Consider the following 17,033-nt stretch of genomic DNA (forward strand, 5'->3'; position numbering starts at 1 on the left):
ATGTTTGGAAAACGTGGCGGCGAAGGCTTCGGGCGAAGCGGGAACATTGGACAGTCGGTATCGCCGCCTGCTCATGCGGCTGTCATGACCGCCCCTCCTGTGATGGAGGAACCCCGTCCATCACAGACTATCGTGATGCAGCCACCGGCGCCTAAGCCTTCTGCGGTTCAAAAGGACACAGGCAGCCAGGCCCGCAAGCGTGTGCGCACCGAGGACTATTACCAGACGAAGGCTCAGGTCTTCTCCGCCTTGATCGACACCATCGATCTGTCCCAGCTTTCAAAGCTCGACGGGGAGAGCGCGCGCGAAGAAATCCGCGATATCGTCAACGATATCATCACCATCAAAAACTTCGCGATGTCTATCTCCGAGCAGGAAGAACTGCTGGAAGATATCTGCAACGACGTCCTGGGTTATGGTCCGCTGGAGCCGCTTCTGGCGCGTGACGACATTGCCGACATAATGGTCAATGGTGCCGGGCAGACCTTCATCGAAGTCAACGGCAAGACGATCGAATCCGATATCCGCTTCCGCGACAATGCCCAGCTGCTTTCGATCTGCCAACGCATCGTCAGTCAGGTGGGCCGCCGCGTCGATGAATCAAGCCCAATATGCGATGCGCGCCTCCCGGATGGCTCGCGCGTCAACGTGATCGCGCCGCCACTCTCTATCGATGGGCCGGCGCTGACGATCCGTAAGTTCAAGAAGGACAAGCTGACGCTTGACCAGTTGGTGCGTTTCGGCGCGATCACGCCGGAGGGCGCTGTCCTTCTGCAGATCATCGGTCGCGTCCGCTGCAATGTCGTCATCTCCGGTGGCACAGGCTCAGGTAAGACGACCCTTCTCAACTGCCTGACGAGTTATATCGACCGCGATGAACGCGTGATCACCTGCGAGGACACCGCCGAGCTTCAGCTTCAGCAGCCGCACGTCGTACGCCTTGAAACCCGCCCGCCGAATATCGAAGGCGAAGGCGAGATCACCATGCGTGATCTCATCAAGAACTGCCTGCGTATGCGGCCTGAACGTATCATCGTCGGCGAAGTCCGTGGACCGGAGGTCTTCGACCTTCTGCAGGCCATGAATACCGGTCACGACGGCTCGATGGGTACCATCCACGCCAATACGCCCCGCGAGTGCCTGAGTCGTATGGAATCGATGATTGCCATGGGCGGCTATACGCTACCGGCAAAAACCGTTCGTGAAATCATCGCTTCATCCGTTGATGTCATCATCCAGGCCGCGCGTCTTCGCGACGGCTCCAGACGCATTACCCAGGTGACGGAAGTCGTCGGCATGGAAGGTGATGTAATCATCACCCAGGACCTCTTCAAATATGAGATCGAGGGGGAGGACTCCAACGGACGCTTGATCGGACGGCACGTTTCCAGCGGAATCACCAAGCCGCACTTCCACGATCGGGTTCGCTATTACAACGAGGAACAGCGTCTTGCTGCGGCCTTGGAGGCGATGGAGCGCAATAGCCAATGACCATGACAATGCTGCTTCTCATCGTTCTCGTCGCCATTTCGGCTGGATCGCTCGCCTATGTTTTCCTTTTTCCGCAAATCGAAACGGAGAAGAAAACTGCGACCCGCGTCAACCGTGTGAAGGCGGCCGAAACAGACCGCATCAACATGAAAGCCGCGCGCGACCGCCTTCAGGAAACCACCAAGCGTCGCAAGTCGACGCAGGACATGCTGAAAGAGTTGGAGAAAAAACAAAACGAGAAGGCCAAAAAGCGCAACAATGCAAGCGTGAAGAGCCTCATTCTTCAGGCCAATCTGTCGATCTCACCTTCCAGACTCTATCTCATCAGCGCCGGTCTTTCTGTGTTCGCGGCACTGGTTGCTCTTCTTTACGACATGCCGCTTCTCGTGGCGCTCGGCATCGGCTTTATTGGCGTTCTCGGTGCTCCCCGCTGGGTTTTACGGTTTCTTGTGAAACGTCGTCAGGCCAAATTTCTCGAGGAGTTTCCGAATGCGCTCGACGTGATGTGCCGCTCGATCCGATCCGGCCTTCCACTCAACGAAGCGGTACGGCTCATCGCCTCCGACGGTCAGGAACCGGTGAAGACGGAGTTCAGACGCGTCGTCGATTCCCAGCAGGTCGGCATGTCGCTACCCGAAGCCATCGAGCGCATGACTCTGACAATGCCTCTGCCTGAGGTGAGTTTCTTCGGAATCGTCATTGCAATGCAGGCACAGGCCGGCGGCAATCTGTCCGAAACGCTCGGCAACCTTTCAAAGGTGCTGCGCGATCGGCGCAAGATGAAGGCCAAGGTCAGCGCGTTGTCGATGGAGGCGAAGGCCTCTGCCGTCATCATCGGAGCCCTGCCCTTCATCGTAGCGTTCCTGGTCTATCTTACCTCCCCAGACTATCTGATGGTGCTGTTCACCGACCAGCGAGGGCACCTCATTCTTGGCTGCTCTGCGGTGTGGATGTCGATCGGCATCATCATCATGCGCAACATGATCAACTTCGAGATTTGAGGCCGTTCCATGTTTGATCATATCATGTCCAGCCTTCTCAACCTGCATTTGATCATCGGTGCTCTTGTTGCCTTTGCAGCTTTCTCCACCGTCTATACATTGGCTATGCCCTATCTGAACCGCGCGGACCTCAACCGGCGGACGAAAGCGGTATCGACGGAACGCGAGCGCATTCGCGTGCGCGAACGTGAGCGGACGGATGGTGGGACCAAGGCCGGCAAAGCAAGCCTTCGAGCCACGCAGAGTAAATCCGCCACGAAGATCGTGGAGCGCTTCAACCTGCGTGAGGCGCTGGTGGATGCCAATACGATGAACAAGCTGAAGGCGGCAGGTTTCCGCTCTCAAAACGCGCTGAATACGTTTCTGGCGGCACGTTTCATTCTGCCCTTCATCTTTCTGACTCTCGCAGCGTTCTGGGTCTACGGCCTGAACAACCTTGCCAATTACAGCTTTTTTGTCCGTCTCATGGCTGTCCTGTTGTTCGGCTATCTCGGATTTTACGCGCCGAATATCTATATCTCGAACCGCATCACCAAGCGACAAAAGTCGATCAAGCGGAGTTGGCCGGATGCGCTGGATCTGATGCTCATCTGCGTCGAATCCGGGACCACCATGGAAATCGCCATGCGCCGCGTGGCAGATGAAATGACGGAGCAGTCTCCGGAACTTGCGGAAGAAATGGTGCTGACGGTGGCAGAGCTGTCCTTTCTACAGGATCGCCGCGTCGCGCTGGAGAATCTTGGATTGCGCACCCAGTTGGACGGCGTGAAGAACGTCGTTCAGGCGCTCATCCAGGCGGAACGCTACGGTACGCCGCTCTCCCAGGCTTTGCGTGTTCTGGCGCAAGAGGGTCGTGACGAGCGCATGAACGAGGCCGAGAAGAAGGCAGCGGCCTTGCCGCCCAAGCTCACCGTGCCGATGATCCTGTTTTTCCTGCCGGTGCTGGTTGCAGTGATTCTCGGTCCCGCCGGTATTCGCGTTGCCGACTCGTTCTGATGACGGTGCCGACAGCGCCAGCCGTGCCGTTCCAGACCGATGATCATGGGTCGCAATGCTGCGGCACACGGCTCCGCCGTCGCTGAGGGAATCCACAAGAAGAAGTGCTTAACGGACTTCCGTCTTCTTGTTCTTGTCGGAAAGCTGCGACCATGCATTTTGCTGAGACAGCATGCCGCGCAGATAGGTGAGGTTGGCCTGCGCCTGCTGAGGAGAGAGCTCCTGCGTGGCGATCTTCTGCGCTTCCTCAAAACGTCCCTGAAGGCCTACGACCAACGCCAGATTCTGGCGGATACGGCTATCGGCACCGGGCTGCCCGGCGGCATTGCGCAGATAGGTCTCTGCGGTGCGCGGATCGTTTTGCAGAACGTAGGACATTCCAAGATTTGAGAGGATGCTCGGATCGTTGGGTTTCAAGTCAAGCGCCTGACGATACTTCGTCCGGGCTTCGTTCGAACGGCCCAACTGATCCAGAACCGCACCTTCCGCGGAATAGAGGCGCCAATCCGGTCTATCGGGGGTTTGCGCGCGCTGGATGGTGTTGAGCGCCTGTTCGAGCTGGCCAGCGGCAGCCTGTGACTTGCCATAGGCCGCCAGAACCTCACGGTCTGCTGGATACGCGATCGCCACTTGCTGCATGACGGCAAGCGCCTGTGCGTTCTTGCCCGTCATCATCAAGATGTTGGCGTAGTTGAGCCCGGTGTTGCGATCCTTGGGATTGCGGGCGTAGGATGCGCCAACCGAGGCTTCCGCCTGACGCAGCTGATCCATGTTCATCTGATCATAGGAGTGCGAGACGGCAGGAGAAATCGATCCCGTCGACATGCGGTCCGGACGGTTCGTGGAGCAGGCTGCAAGGCTCAGCGCCAGAACAGCGGCACAGGCACCCCGAAGGAGGATGCGCTTGTTGGCATGATGTGAGGAAATCGCAATCATGATATCGCCCCGGCCCTGTGATCGGATATTTCATCGAAGCAGCGTGCACCACGCAACTTTCGCTCCAGCAATAATCTGTTAACCCTAACAGAGTGTTAATTTGCCCGCCTCAGCCGTTTACGAAAGCAGACAATGGTCCCTTATCAATTCATCGAGCGCGCCACTCCCTTCAGTTCGAAGCCAGGGGAAACACTTCCCGTTTTTGCGGTTACGCCCGCCCATATCGATCAAGGGGCCATCGATCCCATCGCTCTCGACTGGGCGAAGAAGGCAGGCTTTAAAGCAGAAGCGGGTGCCATCCTGTTGATTCCTTCTGCGGAAGGCGCTCTGGGCGGCGCGTTGCTTGGGCTCGGGACCAACCCTTCGGAGCTTCCTTTCATCGCCGGAAAACTGGCACGCGAGCTTCCCGAAGGCGACTGGCATATCGAGACGGCACCGCTCACTGTCAATCGACTGGCGCTCGGCTTCGGTCTCGGTGCCTATCGCTTCGACAAATATCGTGCCGCCAAAAGCACAGGCCCGAAACTTCTCATTCCCCGCGATGCCGAAGATGCGGAGATCAAGCGCGTGCTGGCCGGTGTCTTCCTGGCGCGCGATCTGATCAACGTTCCTACCAATGACATGGGGCCGGACGAACTCGAGATCGCTTTTCGCAGTCTGGCCGCCCACTACAAGGCGCAAGTTTCCGTCATCACCGGCGACGATCTCTTGAAGGAGAACTTTCCGCTTGTGCATGCGGTTGGCCGCGCCAGTGCCAGCGCGCCGCGCCTGCTGGAAATGTCATGGGGCAAGAAAGGTCATCCGCGCCTGACGCTCGTCGGCAAGGGTGTTTGCTTCGACACAGGTGGGCTCGATATCAAACCCTCCTCCTCCATGGCGCTGATGAAGAAGGATATGGGCGGCGCGGCTAATGTGCTTGGTCTCGCGCTAATGATCATGGATGCCCGGCTGCCCATCGATCTGCGCGTCCTCGTTCCGGCGGTTGAAAACTCCATCTCCGCCAATGCTTTCCGCCCTGGTGATATCTACAAGAGCCGCAAGGGTCTGACCGTCCAGATCGACAATACCGATGCCGAGGGTCGGCTGATTCTTGCCGATGCGCTGGCCTATGCCGACGAGGACGCGCCCGACCTGATGATCGACATGGCGACACTGACGGGGGCTGCGCGCGTCGCCCTCGGACCTGACGTCCCGCCCTTCTACACGGATGATGAAGACCTTGCGCACAGCATCGCAGAGGCCAGCATCGATACTGACGATCCGCTGTGGCGGCTACCGCTTCATATGGGTTACGATAAGGACATTCGCTCCCGCGCCGCCGACCTTACAAATGCGCCGTCCGGCGGCATGGCCGGATCGATCACCGCAGCACTCTTCCTCAAGCGCTTCGTCACGGCCACGAAGAAATGGGTACATTTCGATATCTACGGATGGTCGCTCAGCGAGCGTCCGCACACTTCGGTGGGTGGCGAGGCACAGGCGATCCGCGCTCTGTTCCACTACATCTCCCGCAGCTTTGCGAATAAATAAGCGGACGCATTTTCATCCTCGCCGCTCAAGGCGAGGCTGACCGGGCCGGGTGGGATTGCGTTCTTGAAGGCGCTTACACCAGAACCTTCTGGTCCTTACGGTCTTCCTGGCCGAAGAACTTCAGATAGCGTTGCACCTCGTCTGCCTCGCCGGTCGCCTTTTGCGGATTGTCGGAAAGCTTGACCGCGGGGCGGCCATTGGCATCGCTCACCTTGCAGACGACCGAGATCGGCTTCAAGCCTTCGATGGTTTTCGGCGCGCAGCCGGCAAAGTCGTTGGTGAGGTTGGTGCCCCAGCCGAAGCTCATGCGCGCACGGCCTTCGAAATGCTTATAGGTGTCGATAATGGCATCGACATCCAGCCCGTCGGAGAAGATGAGAAGCTTCTTCTTCGGGTCGCGACCCATCTTCTTCCACCACTCGATGATCTTTTCGCCGCCTTCGATCGGCGGCGCGCTATCCGGTCTGAAACCTGTCCAATCGGCCACCCATTCCGGCGCATTGCGCAGGAAGGCCGCGGTGCCGAAGGCATCTGGCAGGACGATCAAAAGATTGCCGCCATAGAGCCGGTTCCAGTCCTTCATCACCTGATAGGGTGCTGCCGCCAGGTCCTCGTCGTTCTGTGCCAGAGCGGCGACCACCATCGGCAGTTCATGCGCATTGGTGCCGACGGCTTCGAGATCGGAATCCATCGCCAGCAATACATTACTCGTTCCAGTGAAGGCCGGGCCAATGCCTTCCTTCAGCGCTTCGACGCACCAGCGCTGCCACAGAAAGCTGTGGCGGCGGCGCGTGCCGAAATCGGAGATGCGCAGGCCAGGAAGTTCGCGCAACCGCTCTACCTTTGCCCACATCTTGGCCTTTGCACGTGCATAAAGCACGTCGAGGGTGAAATAGCCGAGCGAACGCATGGCGCTTCTCGAACGCAATTCATTGACGATGGCGAGCGCCGGGATTTCCCATAGCGTGGTATCCATCCAGCGGCCATGGAAATTCAGCTCGTACTGGCCGTCGCGCTTGAAGAGCTCATATTCGGGCAATTGATAACTGGAGAGCCAGGAAAGAAACTCGGGCTCGAAAATCTGCGAGCGCCCGTAGAAGGTGTTACCGGCAAGCCAGATGCTTTCCTTCTTCGTCAGTCGAAGACTGCGCGCATGATCGAGCTGCTCGCGCAGTTCGACCTCGTCGATTTCCTCTGCGAGCCGAACCGTCTTGGTTCGATTGATCAGTGAAAAAGTCGCGTTGACGTCCGGATAGAGCTTCCAGATCATCTGCAACATCAACAGCTTGTAGAAATCCGTGTCGATCAGGCTGCGGATGATGGGATCGAGCTTCCAGGTGTGGTTGTGAACACGGGTCGCTATGTCTGTCTTCGTCATTGCTGCTGCTATCCCCCGCGCCAGACCCTTGCATGAGGCATGTCCGGCATCGCCGCGCATTTTTAAAGGTCATGAACCTTGTGGGTCAAAGACTTATCTGAAAAGCGCATGGCAAGTCCAGACCGGTTGATGCAGGTACGGTACGCGCGAAAGCCGAAGCAATTTTAGAAGTCGGTGGCGGGCGGATTGATGCCTGGATACCAGTCTTTCGATGTCGGCACTCTGGTGCCGAAGAAGGACGTGCCTGACGAGCCGGAACAGCGATAGCCTTGAACGGGCAGGCCATCGCTACCAAAGAGATCGCGATACGGGCCGTTCGGGTTGCTGGATTCAACCACCGTCGAATGGCAGCGATAGCGCTCCTGCGGCTGCAGCGTCTTCGGGTCCTTCACTCCAGGCAGATTGGCATAGGCGTCGGGGGCAGGCAGATAACCGTCCTTGTAAACGATCTGGGCCATGCCTGCCTGAGGCACTGCCCAGGCGACAAGGCACACAGTCAGACCGGCAAGAACACGTCTCAGGCTTCTCATCATATCGCACCCCAATGCAAGATGACGTTCATATAAGCAGAGCCTGCGTGATCCGCAGGATGCCTTTCAAAACGTTTTCGTGAGCATTCACGGACGGCGATAGGCTGTCGGCCTGTCATAGAGCCAGCCAATCCGCTCAATGGCCTCGTTCAGATTTTCGCGTGCGACATTCATCGTATGGCCGTTGGCGTGCAGCAGCGTCTTATCGTCCTCCAAGATGCCCACATGGCCTTTCCAGAAGACGAGGTCGCCGCGGCGCAAGGCGTCGCGCTCGATTTCGGTTCCGAGAGACTTCACCTGCATATCCGTATCGCGCAGCGAAAACTTGCCGGTCATGGCCATCGACAACTGAACGAGGCCGGAGCAATCGATGCCGAAGCCGGAGCGGCCGCCCCAGAGATAGGGTGTTTCCAGAAAGCGCAGCGCGACTGCGACGTAGTCGTTTGAAACCTGCTGGTCGACGGGCAGACAATGGGCGGCAATTACGCCCTCGCCTTTTGCCGTCATCAGGTATCGCGTTCCGCGCGTCTCCTCCTCCCCAATAAATTTCAGGCGGCTGCCCATGGAAAGGGCTGCAACGGGTGGCTTTCTCAGTTCAGCGGCGGGATAGAGAAAAGTGCGGGGAGCGATGACGATATGGGTTGTCGCCTCCACAGCGCCCACCGCAGTATCTGGAACGTAACCGACATAACCATCGCCTTCGGCCTGCACGAAAGCCCAGCCATCGGCGCTATCGAAAACACGGATGGCCTCGCCAAGCAGCAGTTCGGTATCGATGCCAGAAGCCATATCGGGCTTCGGGCGAAGTCCGATGACGGGAAGGGCGATTTGCGCGGGTTCGCCAGTGATGAAACGCTGTGCCTCGACCCTGCCTTCAAGTTTCACATCTGCGATATCGGCGCGGAAGACGTTCAGTCGACGGTCAAGCGTTTCGGCGGATGTCATGGTCGTCCGGTCCTATTTCAAAAGGTCTGTGCTGCGTTATCGAACGGCAATGCGGCAACTTTCGAGCATTAAGCTTTTCTTGCTCCATCAATAATCAGATCGCCGAATTTTTCCAGATAAAGCGCGCCAGCGACCGTGCGTTTGATCACCACATTGCGGCGGTCCTTCGCATCGCGCTCACGATCGACAAGACCCATCGCGCCCATGCTGTCGAGTGCCCGCGTGATCACAGGCTTGGTGACGCCAAGTACACTCGCCAAGCCGCGAACGGTGTGCGGCGGTGGCACCAGATAGATCTGGAGAAGGATCGCCGTCTGTCTCAGTGTCAGGTCAGGCGCATTGTCTTCCACCTGCGCCAGCGCGACACGGTGCCACAAGCCGAGCGCCTGGCTTGGCGACAATTCCACTGGCACGTTCGATCTCTCCGTCCTTTGAACAATCGCGCACATCATCGCGCCAAGCGGTGAATAAAAACAAAACCGCCGCCATCGAAGTTTTCTCTTCGAAATGGCGGCGGTCTGTCTCTGCTCTTTCTGAGCTTTCACGTCCCCTCTGGACTTGGGAAATTGAGATGCAGGAAGCGTGCCAACCTGCCATTTCGACAATTTGGCGTCTCCGCACCCTCGATTCGCATCGATCGCGAGGGGTCACGGGCGATTTTTTAAGCGCCGCGCAAAATTAAGGTGCAGCGACCCTCTACCCTTCAAGGCAGAGGGTCTTGCGCTTCGTCAGACTTTGGCACCATGCGCGGCACCGGCTTCGCGGGCCTTTTCCTGCCTGTTATAGCGGATCGAAGACCAGAGCGCGATGCCGATGAGGGTCGCGCCGCCAAGACCGGTGATGACTTCCGGAATGTGGACGAGGCTTTGCGTGTACATGATCACCGCGAGGATCAGGATCGCGTAGAACGCGCCGTGCTCCAGATAGCGGTATTCCGCGAGCGTCCCCTTTTCCACCAGCATGATCGTCATGGAGCGCACATACATGGCGCCGATGCCAAGGCCGATGGCGATGATGAAGAGGTTCGACGTCAGAGCGAAGGCACCGATGACACCATCGAAGGAGAAGCTGGCATCCAGAACTTCGAGGTACAGGAACGCACCGAAGCCGCCCTTCGCCGCGCCTTCCAGCATCTGCTGGCTGCGATCGAGGACGCCGCCAAGCACTTCCACCAGAAGGAAGGTCAAGAGGCCCCAGATCGCGGAGGTGAAGAAGACATTGGCTGCTTCCGGTCCGAGATCAGGGTTGGTGCTGTTGCTGATGATGCGCGTGAAGATCAGCATGATGATCAGGACGAAGGCGATCTCGATGCCCTTGATCGAGGAATAGGTCGCAATCTTTTCCTCGAACCAGCGAACCCAGTGAACGTCCTTCTCATGGTCGAAGAAGAAGCTGAGGCCGACCATCATCAGGAAGGTGCCGCCGAAAGCCGCGATCGGCAGATGGGCGTCATGCATGATCTGGGCGTAACGATCCGGCTCGGTCGCGGCCATCACCATGGCCGTCCAGGGGCCGACATTGGCGGCGATGACGACGATCAGAAGCGGGAAGACGATACGCATGCCGAAGACGGCGATCAGAATGCCCCAGGTGAGGAAGCGATGCTGCCATTCCGGCGTCATGTCCTTCAGCTTGTTGGCATTGACGATAGCGTTGTCGAAGGAGAGCGAGATTTCCAGCACGGCCAGCACCGCGCAGATGAAGAAGATCGTGGCTGTGCCACTCACGGTGCCGGTCATTTCCCAGCCGAGATAGCCGCCGAGAAGCAGGCCGACGACCGTAACGATAAAGGCCCATTTGAAATAGGAGAGCGTGGATTGCGTGGTGGGGGTCATGACAAAGCTCCCGCAAAATTTGGAGAGCGGGAGATGTGCATGGCGTCGCGCGCCAGCACCGAATGCATGGTTGAGTTGTTCATGGGTGTTCATCCGCCGGCGTCATAAGCAGGCGGTACCGACATCGCGAGAGCGCCGTAAAACTCTCGCCAGAGGGGCCCGGCACCAAGGTTTCATCCTGCCCGATGTCAGGGGCAGCATGTCACTCTAGTCTCCCAACTTCGTGATTTCGTCAAGGTCAAAGTTGTTTTTTGGCCGCACGCGGGCCTCGCCACGGCTCGATTATCCCTGCTTTACCTCCCGCAGGTTGTATCAGGACACAAGGCCATCGTTGCCGTGCGCGCTAAGGGATCACACCAGATCTTCGATGGGCTGAACTGTCGTCTTTGCCTGTTTGCGCTTCACGGCATTCTCGCGAAAGAAGATGTAGAGTCCCGAGAGAACGATCAACCCGGCGCCAATGACGATGCTGAGCTGCGGCACGTCGCCGAAGATGAGCCAGCCGAAGATGACGGCCCACAACAGCAACGTATATTGCAACGGTGCGACTGTCGCCGCGTCGGCAAGTTTGAGCGCGCGATTGACCAGCACATGTGCGGTCATCGCGACGATGCCGAGAAGGGCAAGCAGCGACAGATCGAAGCCCGATTGTATCGGAATCCAGCCGGACGGTGTAACGAGAATGGCAACAACACCCGCAAGCCCTGCCCCGATGATCTGCCAGAAGGCCAGCACGGTATCGGGCGTGTTGCGCAGCTGCCGGCCGGACAGCATCATGAAGGCGAAGGCGGCACTGCCGAGGATGGAAAAGAAGGCGGCGCTGGTCAAAGAGGCCGAGCTTGGTTTCAACGCGATCAGGACACCGACGAACCCGATGCCAATCGCTGTCCACCGTCTCCAGCCGACTTTCTCACCCAGAAGGAAGGGTGACAATGCGGCCACATAGATAGGGGCAGCCAGCCAATAGGTCATGACGTCAGCCAGCGGAAGCGCTGCTACGGCGAAGTAAAAGCAGAAGAGTTCCGCGGTGGAAAAAAAGACACGCGCGACCTGCAGACCGGGGCGCTCGACATTCACCAGCTTCGGCAGTCCTGCCTTCCAGACGATCGGCAACAGGATAATGACGGCCGCGATGCTACGCACGGCGATAACCTGACCGAGGCTGTAGGTGGAGACGAGGAACTTGCCCATCGCATCGTTGAGCGCGAAGAGCAGCATGCCGAAAAGCATGACCGCGACGCCGAGACCCGTCGGCGAAAGCTGGCGAAGAAAATGTGGCATGTGTCTGAACTCCCTGACCGCAATGACTCAGCGAGCTTGTTCTCCGAGTCAAGGTCGTCCGGCGCCTATATTAGCTTCATCTATTCGCGTCAGACTGACAAAAGCTGCCGCATCGTATGCTGGAAGCGACCTGCAATTTCATCGCGGCGGATATGTGCGCCGTCGCGCACCACAGGCTTGCCGCCGATCCACACGTCACGCGGCTTGACGAGATTGCCGAAAATCCAGCCGTCGAGAATATCGTCGCCTTGCAGATAGGGAGCGGCCTCCACATTCAAGGATGAGAAATCCGCGGCATTGCCTGCGGCGATCCCGGCCTTGGCACCCAAAGCCTTCGCGCCGCCCGTCAAAGCGCCATCGAACAGGGTGCGGCCCGTCGAGCCATTGGCCGGGGCAATAACGTTGCGCGCGCGGTGCGAAAGGCGTTGAGAATATTCGAGCTGACGCATCTCTTCACCGACACCGATCAGCACATTGCTGTCCGAGCCGATGCCGAAGGTGCCGCCATGTTTGAGGAAATCGACTGCGGAAAAGGTGCCATCCCCGAGATTGGCTTCCGTAATCGGGCAGAGACCGGCAATTGCACCCTTTTTGGCCACGCCCTGCGTTTCGGCTTCTGTCATATGCGTTGCGTGGATGAGGCACCAGCGATCCGTAACCTCCGCATTCTCCAGCAGCCATTCCACCGGACGCCTGCCGGACCAGGCGATGCAGTCTTCAACCTCTTTCACCTGTTCGGCAATGTGAATGTGAAGCGGCGCATCGGGCGCCAGTTGCGCGGCAAAGCTCAGCTCTTCCGGCGTTACAGCGCGCAGGCTATGGGGAGCAACGCCGACGACGCTTGAGGGCAAAGCTGAGACAGCTCTGCGGCAACCCTCCAGCAGACGGGCGAAACTGTCAGTCGAGTTGATAAAGCGGCGCTGGCCCTCCACAGGCTGCTGACCGCCGAAACCGGAATGGGCGTAGAGCACGGGCAGCAATGTCAGAGAAATGCCGGTTTGTGATGCTGCGGCAGCGATGCGTTCAGCCAGCTCCGCAATGTTGGCATAATGAGCGCCATCCTTGTCGTGATGGAGATAATGGAACTCACCCACACGTCCGAAACCGGCCTCCAGCATTTCCATGTAAAGCTGGGCCGCCACTGCCTCCACCTGCTCCGGCGTCATCGACAGCGCGAAGCGGTACATCAGCGTGCGCCAGCTCCAGAAACTGTCCTCGGTGGCACCGCGCCGTTCCACCATGCCGGCCATGGCGCGTTGAAAGGCGTGGCTGTGAAGGTTCGGCATGGCAGGCACGAGCACCGCGTGACGCTCGTCACCGGCGACGGCTTCCACGCCCTGCGTGACCGACAAGATCTTACCATCTGCGATCTCGAGGCGAACATTGGTCGCCCAACCTGTCGGCAACAAAGCGGTTTCAGCATGGATGAACATGTCGGCTCCTCAATTTCCTCGAACAGGCTCTTGCCTCTACCTCTATTATGTATATACATATTGATCAGAAGGGAAGGAAAAACTGATGACAAACCGGAATTCCACCTCGGCCGACGACGGCATTTCGCTCTGGCGAAACGCCCGCCTTGCGACGCTCGATCCTTCCCTGGACGGCCTTGGCATTATCGAGGGCGGCGCGATTGCCGTCAAAGATGGGCGGATCGTGTTTGTCGGTCCCGAGTCCGAGCTCCCTTCAAACCTGATCACCGAGGCAGAGACAATCGATTGCGAAGGCCGCTGGATCACGCCCGGATTGATCGATTGCCACACGCATCTGGTCTTTGGCGGCAACCGCGCCATGGAATTCGAGATGCGTCTGAACGGCGCAAGCTATGAAGAGATCGCCAAGGCTGGCGGCGGTATCGTCTCTTCCGTGCGCGATACCCGCAGGAGGAGCGAAGACGAACTGATCGCGGAAGCCCTTCCCCGCCTCGACACCCTGCTTGCCGAAGGTGTTTCCACAATTGAAGTCAAATCCGGCTACGGGCTAGATATCGACACCGAATTGAAGATGCTGCACGTCGCGCGCAGGCTCGAAACTTTGCGTCCGGTTCGTGTTCTGACCAGCTACCTCGCCGCCCATGCGACGCCCGCCGAATACAAGGGGCGGAATGCGGATTACATAGCCGACGTTGTATTGCCTGGTATGGAACGTGCGCATCACGAAAAGCTGGTTGATGCCGTGGACGGCTTTTGCGAGGGCATCGCTTTTTCCGTCGATGAGATGCGCATTGTCTTCGACAAAGCCAAAGCACTCGGCCTGTCAATCAAGCTTCACGCAGAACAGCTATCCCATCTTCACGGCGCAGAACTGGCCGCCTCCTATGGCGCACTTTCAGCCGACCATCTGGAATATCTGGATGAGGCTGGTGCAAACGCCCTCGCCACATCCGGCACGGTTGCCGTTCTTCTCCCAGGCGCTTTCTATGCGCTGCGCGAAACGAAGCTTCCGCCGATGCAGGCTTTGCGCGATGCGGGCGCAGACATCGCGCTTGCGACAGATTGCAATCCAGGCACCTCGCCGCTGACATCTCTGTTGCTCACCATGAACATGGGAGCGACACTCTTTCGCATGACGGTGGATGAGTGCCTCACCGCCACGACCCGCAACGCCGCCAAGGCTCTCGGTATTCTCGCCGAGGCCGGCACGCTGGAAGTTGGCAAATCTGCTGATCTCGCCATCTGGAACATCGAGCGTCCGGCGGAGCTCGTCTATCGCATCGGCTTCAATCCGCTTCACGCACGCATCTTCAAGGGACGGACGATCTGAACCATGACCATCACTCTTCATCCTGGCGCAGTGCCACTTGCCGATCTCGCGACAATCTACTGGGAGAATGGTGCCGCCAAGCTGCATCCCTCCTTCGATACCGGTATCGAGAAGGCTGCGAAGCGTATCGCCGATATCGCCGCTGGCAACGCGCCGGTCTATGGCATCAATACCGGCTTCGGCAAACTGGCCTCGATCAAGATCGATGCCGCCGATGTCGCGACGCTTCAGCGCAACCTGATCCTTTCCCATTGCTGCGGTGTCGGCGCACCCCTGCCGGAAAATGTCGTGCGGCTGATCATGGCGCTGAAGCTCATTTCCCTTGGGCGCGGCGCGTCCGGCGTGCGGCTGGAGCTGGTACGGCTGATCGAGGCGATGCTGGACAAGGGCGTCATCCCGCTGATTCCGGAGAAGGGCTCGGTCGGTGCTTCGGGCGATCTTGCGCCGCTCGCGCATATGGCCGCAGTGATGATGGGCGAAGGCGAAGCCTTCTTTGGCGGCGAGCAGATGGCTGCCCGCGACGCGCTGGCAAAGGCCGGGCTGATGCCCGTGGTTCTAGCGGCCAAGGAAGGTCTGGCGCTGATCAACGGCACGCAGACATCGACCGCTCTGGCCCTTGCTGGTCTTTTCCGCGCCCATCGCGCGGCACAGGCAGCCCTCATCACCGGCGCGCTTTCCACCGATGCGGCGATGGGATCTTCGGCACCTTTCCATCCGGATATTCATACGCTGCGCGGTCACAAGGGCCAGATTGACGCCGGTGCGGCCCTTCGGCAGTTGCTGGAAGGATCGGAAATCCGCGTCAGCCATATTGAAGGCGACGAGCGGGTTCAGGACCCCTATTGCATCCGCTGCCAGCCGCAGGTGGACGGCGCATGCCTCGATCTTCTGCGACAGGTCGCGAAGACGCTGGAAATCGAAGCCAATGCGGTGACGGACAATCCGCTGGTTCTTTCCGATAACTCGGTCGTCTCCGGTGGCAATTTCCACGCAGAGCCCGTGGCCTTTGCCGCGGACCAGACCGCCCTTGTGATCTGCGAAATCGGGGCGATTGCCCAGCGTCGTATCGCGCTTCTGGTCGATCCGGCCCTCTCCTATGGCCTGCCGGCTTTTCTCTCCAAGAAGCCTGGCCTGAACTCCGGGCTGATGATCGCCGAAGTAACGTCGGCTGCGCTGATGAGCGAAAACAAGCAAATGTCGCACCCGGCATCCGTCGATTCCACGCCGACTTCCGCCAACCAGGAAGACCATGTGTCCATGGCCTGCCACGGCGCGCGCCGCCTGCTGCCCATGACGGACAATCTTTTCGCCATCCTCGGCATCGAGGCGCTGTCTGCCGTGCAGGGCGTTGAACTGCGCGGTCCCTTGAAGACGAGCCCTGAGTTGCAGAAGGCCATGTCTGTTCTGCGCGCAGAAATTCCCTCGCTTGAGGAAGACCGCTACATGGCGCCCGATCTCAAGGCCGCATCCGACCTGATCGCTACCGGTGCTCTGGTGGATGCGATTTCGGGTGGCATTCTGCCGAAGCTGGAGGCGTAAGATGTCAGTCGTCGATATCCACCGGGGTGGATCGCCCATCATTCTCGGCCTGCCGCACACTGGCACGGACGTTCCACCAGACATCTGGGAGCGGCTGAACGACAATGGCCAGCTGCTGGCAGACACCGACTGGCACATTCACGAGCTCTATGCCGGTCTGCTCTCCGACGCGACGACGGTGCGCGCCACCTTCCATCGCTACGTGATCGACGCCAATCGCGATCCTTCCGGCACCAGCCTTTATCCAGGCCAGAACACGACCGGCCTCGTGCCCGAAACGGATTTCGATGGCGAGGCGATCTGGAAAGAGGGTGAGGCGCCGACGGAAGAGGATATCGCTTACCGGCTGCAGCATTTCCATGCGCCTTATCATGCAGCGCTTGCAGCCGAGATCGACCGTGTGAAGGCGATCCATGGCGTGGCGATCCTCTATGATTGCCATTCCATCCGCTCGCATATTCCCTTCCTCTTCGAAGGAAAGCTGCCGGATTTCAACATCGGCACGGATATGGGCAAGACTTGCGATCCGGCGGTGGAAGCCATTGCCGTCGATGTGACCTCTGCGGCTGAAGGCTATACGTCCATTCTCAATGGCCGCTTCAAAGGCGGCTGGACGACGCGCCACTACGGCCAGCCGGACAAGGGTGTGCACGCGATCCAGATGGAGCTTGCACAATGCACGCATCTCAAAACCGAGACGCCGCCCTTTGCCTATGATGACGACAAGGCCGCGACGCTCCGCACCCATCTCAAAACCATTCTGACGCGCATGGAAGATTTTGCGCTCGCTCTCAGACCATAAAGGGGA

Annotated in this window: 15 protein-coding genes; 7 read left to right on the forward strand and 8 right to left on the reverse strand. The window is 58.8% G+C overall.

Annotated elements, in window-relative coordinates:
* Genes ACTJK5_RS12305 through ACTJK5_RS12315 form a run of 3 tightly spaced genes read left to right on the forward strand, consistent with a single transcriptional unit; the run spans window position 1 to window position 3,488 of the window.
* Window positions 1-1,491, forward strand: a complete 1,491-nt coding sequence (locus tag ACTJK5_RS12305; RefSeq protein ID WP_440612519.1) for a CpaF family protein — start codon at window positions 1-3, stop codon at window positions 1,489-1,491.
* Window positions 1,488-2,492, forward strand: a complete 1,005-nt coding sequence (locus ACTJK5_RS12310) for a type II secretion system F family protein (RefSeq protein WP_440612520.1) — start codon at window positions 1,488-1,490, stop codon at window positions 2,490-2,492. Before ACTJK5_RS12305 ends, ACTJK5_RS12310 begins: the two co-directional genes overlap by 4 nt.
* A gap of 9 nt (window positions 2,493-2,501) precedes the next feature.
* Entirely contained in the window at window positions 2,502-3,488 is a 987-nt protein-coding gene (locus tag ACTJK5_RS12315) for a type II secretion system F family protein (RefSeq protein ID WP_062443298.1), read from the forward strand.
* A 108-nt stretch (window positions 3,489-3,596) separates the two neighbouring features.
* Here ACTJK5_RS12315 and ACTJK5_RS12320 read toward each other — a convergent pair whose 3' ends face one another.
* A complete protein-coding gene (locus tag ACTJK5_RS12320) occupies window positions 3,597-4,313 on the reverse strand; it encodes a tetratricopeptide repeat protein (RefSeq protein WP_440612607.1) in 717 nt (238 codons plus the stop codon).
* Window positions 4,314-4,556: 243 nt separating this feature from the next.
* On the opposite strand from ACTJK5_RS12320, the gene ACTJK5_RS12325 reads away from it, so the two are divergent.
* A complete protein-coding gene (locus ACTJK5_RS12325) occupies window positions 4,557-5,954 on the forward strand; it encodes a leucyl aminopeptidase family protein (RefSeq protein ID WP_062599103.1) in 1,398 nt (465 codons plus the stop codon).
* 73 nt (window positions 5,955-6,027) lie between these two features.
* Here ACTJK5_RS12325 and pncB read toward each other — a convergent pair whose 3' ends face one another.
* The 7 genes from pncB to ACTJK5_RS12360 form a co-directional block, all read right to left on the reverse strand.
* The gene (gene pncB, locus ACTJK5_RS12330; protein WP_062443305.1) at window positions 6,028-7,332 is read right to left on the reverse strand and encodes a nicotinate phosphoribosyltransferase; all 1,305 of its coding nucleotides are present in this window, start codon (window positions 7,330-7,332) and stop codon (window positions 6,028-6,030) included.
* A gap of 164 nt (window positions 7,333-7,496) precedes the next feature.
* Window positions 7,497-7,865 (reverse strand): hypothetical protein, encoded by a 369-nt coding sequence (locus ACTJK5_RS12335; protein WP_440612521.1) that lies wholly within the window; start codon window positions 7,863-7,865, stop codon window positions 7,497-7,499.
* A gap of 84 nt (window positions 7,866-7,949) precedes the next feature.
* The gene (locus tag ACTJK5_RS12340; protein ID WP_440612522.1) at window positions 7,950-8,807 is read right to left on the reverse strand and encodes a C40 family peptidase; all 858 of its coding nucleotides are present in this window, start codon (window positions 8,805-8,807) and stop codon (window positions 7,950-7,952) included.
* Between the two features lie 68 nt (window positions 8,808-8,875).
* A complete protein-coding gene (locus ACTJK5_RS12345; protein ID WP_062427251.1) occupies window positions 8,876-9,220 on the reverse strand; it encodes a MarR family winged helix-turn-helix transcriptional regulator in 345 nt (114 codons plus the stop codon).
* Window positions 9,221-9,535: 315 nt separating this feature from the next.
* The gene (locus ACTJK5_RS12350; protein WP_113272957.1) at window positions 9,536-10,642 is read right to left on the reverse strand and encodes a DUF475 domain-containing protein; all 1,107 of its coding nucleotides are present in this window, start codon (window positions 10,640-10,642) and stop codon (window positions 9,536-9,538) included.
* A gap of 351 nt (window positions 10,643-10,993) precedes the next feature.
* Entirely contained in the window at window positions 10,994-11,923 is a 930-nt protein-coding gene (locus ACTJK5_RS12355; RefSeq protein WP_112955355.1) for a DMT family transporter, read from the reverse strand.
* 89 nt (window positions 11,924-12,012) lie between these two features.
* Window positions 12,013-13,356 (reverse strand): formimidoylglutamate deiminase, encoded by a 1,344-nt coding sequence (locus ACTJK5_RS12360; RefSeq protein ID WP_113272959.1) that lies wholly within the window; start codon window positions 13,354-13,356, stop codon window positions 12,013-12,015.
* Between the two features lie 85 nt (window positions 13,357-13,441).
* Here ACTJK5_RS12360 and hutI point away from each other — a divergent pair, with 85 nt between their 5' ends.
* The 3 genes from hutI to hutG are packed head-to-tail and all read left to right on the forward strand — an operon-like array spanning window position 13,442 to window position 17,027.
* The gene (hutI, locus tag ACTJK5_RS12365) at window positions 13,442-14,686 is read left to right on the forward strand and encodes an imidazolonepropionase (protein ID WP_440612523.1); all 1,245 of its coding nucleotides are present in this window, start codon (window positions 13,442-13,444) and stop codon (window positions 14,684-14,686) included.
* Window positions 14,687-14,689: 3 nt separating this feature from the next.
* On the forward strand, window positions 14,690-16,225 hold the full coding sequence (hutH, locus tag ACTJK5_RS12370; protein WP_440612524.1) for a histidine ammonia-lyase: 1,536 nt from the start codon (window positions 14,690-14,692) through the stop codon (window positions 16,223-16,225).
* 1 nt (window position 16,226) lies between these two features.
* Complete coding sequence (gene hutG / locus ACTJK5_RS12375) at window positions 16,227-17,027, forward strand: N-formylglutamate deformylase (RefSeq protein ID WP_440612525.1); 801 nt, start codon at window positions 16,227-16,229, stop codon at window positions 17,025-17,027.
* Window positions 17,028-17,033: the final 6 nt, after the last annotated feature.

Source organism: Agrobacterium sp. 22094 (genome assembly GCF_052046015.1).
In the GTDB taxonomy this organism is placed as follows: Bacteria; Pseudomonadota; Alphaproteobacteria; order Rhizobiales; family Rhizobiaceae; genus Agrobacterium; species Agrobacterium cavarae.

Excerpts from the sequence above, each read along its gene's own strand:
- pncB (WP_062443305.1), bottom strand. The coding sequence starts at position 7,332 with ATGACGAAGACAGACATAGCGACCCGTGTTCACAACCACACCTGGAAG.
- hutG (WP_440612525.1), top strand. The coding sequence starts at position 16,227 with ATGTCAGTCGTCGATATCCACCGGGGTGGATCGCCCATCATTCTCGGC.
- ACTJK5_RS12350 (WP_113272957.1), bottom strand. The coding sequence starts at position 10,642 with ATGACCCCCACCACGCAATCCACGCTCTCCTATTTCAAATGGGCCTTT.
- ACTJK5_RS12355 (WP_112955355.1), bottom strand. The coding sequence starts at position 11,923 with ATGCCACATTTTCTTCGCCAGCTTTCGCCGACGGGTCTCGGCGTCGCG.
- ACTJK5_RS12315 (WP_062443298.1), top strand. The coding sequence starts at position 2,502 with ATGTTTGATCATATCATGTCCAGCCTTCTCAACCTGCATTTGATCATC.
- hutH (WP_440612524.1), top strand. The coding sequence starts at position 14,690 with ATGACCATCACTCTTCATCCTGGCGCAGTGCCACTTGCCGATCTCGCG.
- hutI (WP_440612523.1), top strand. The coding sequence starts at position 13,442 with ATGACAAACCGGAATTCCACCTCGGCCGACGACGGCATTTCGCTCTGG.
- ACTJK5_RS12340 (WP_440612522.1), bottom strand. The coding sequence starts at position 8,807 with ATGACATCCGCCGAAACGCTTGACCGTCGACTGAACGTCTTCCGCGCC.
- ACTJK5_RS12310 (WP_440612520.1), top strand. The coding sequence starts at position 1,488 with ATGACCATGACAATGCTGCTTCTCATCGTTCTCGTCGCCATTTCGGCT.
- ACTJK5_RS12360 (WP_113272959.1), bottom strand. The coding sequence starts at position 13,356 with ATGTTCATCCATGCTGAAACCGCTTTGTTGCCGACAGGTTGGGCGACC.
- ACTJK5_RS12325 (WP_062599103.1), top strand. The coding sequence starts at position 4,557 with ATGGTCCCTTATCAATTCATCGAGCGCGCCACTCCCTTCAGTTCGAAG.
- ACTJK5_RS12335 (WP_440612521.1), bottom strand. The coding sequence starts at position 7,865 with ATGATGAGAAGCCTGAGACGTGTTCTTGCCGGTCTGACTGTGTGCCTT.
- ACTJK5_RS12320 (WP_440612607.1), bottom strand. The coding sequence starts at position 4,313 with ATGTCGACGGGATCGATTTCTCCTGCCGTCTCGCACTCCTATGATCAG.
- ACTJK5_RS12305 (WP_440612519.1), top strand. The coding sequence starts at position 1 with ATGTTTGGAAAACGTGGCGGCGAAGGCTTCGGGCGAAGCGGGAACATT.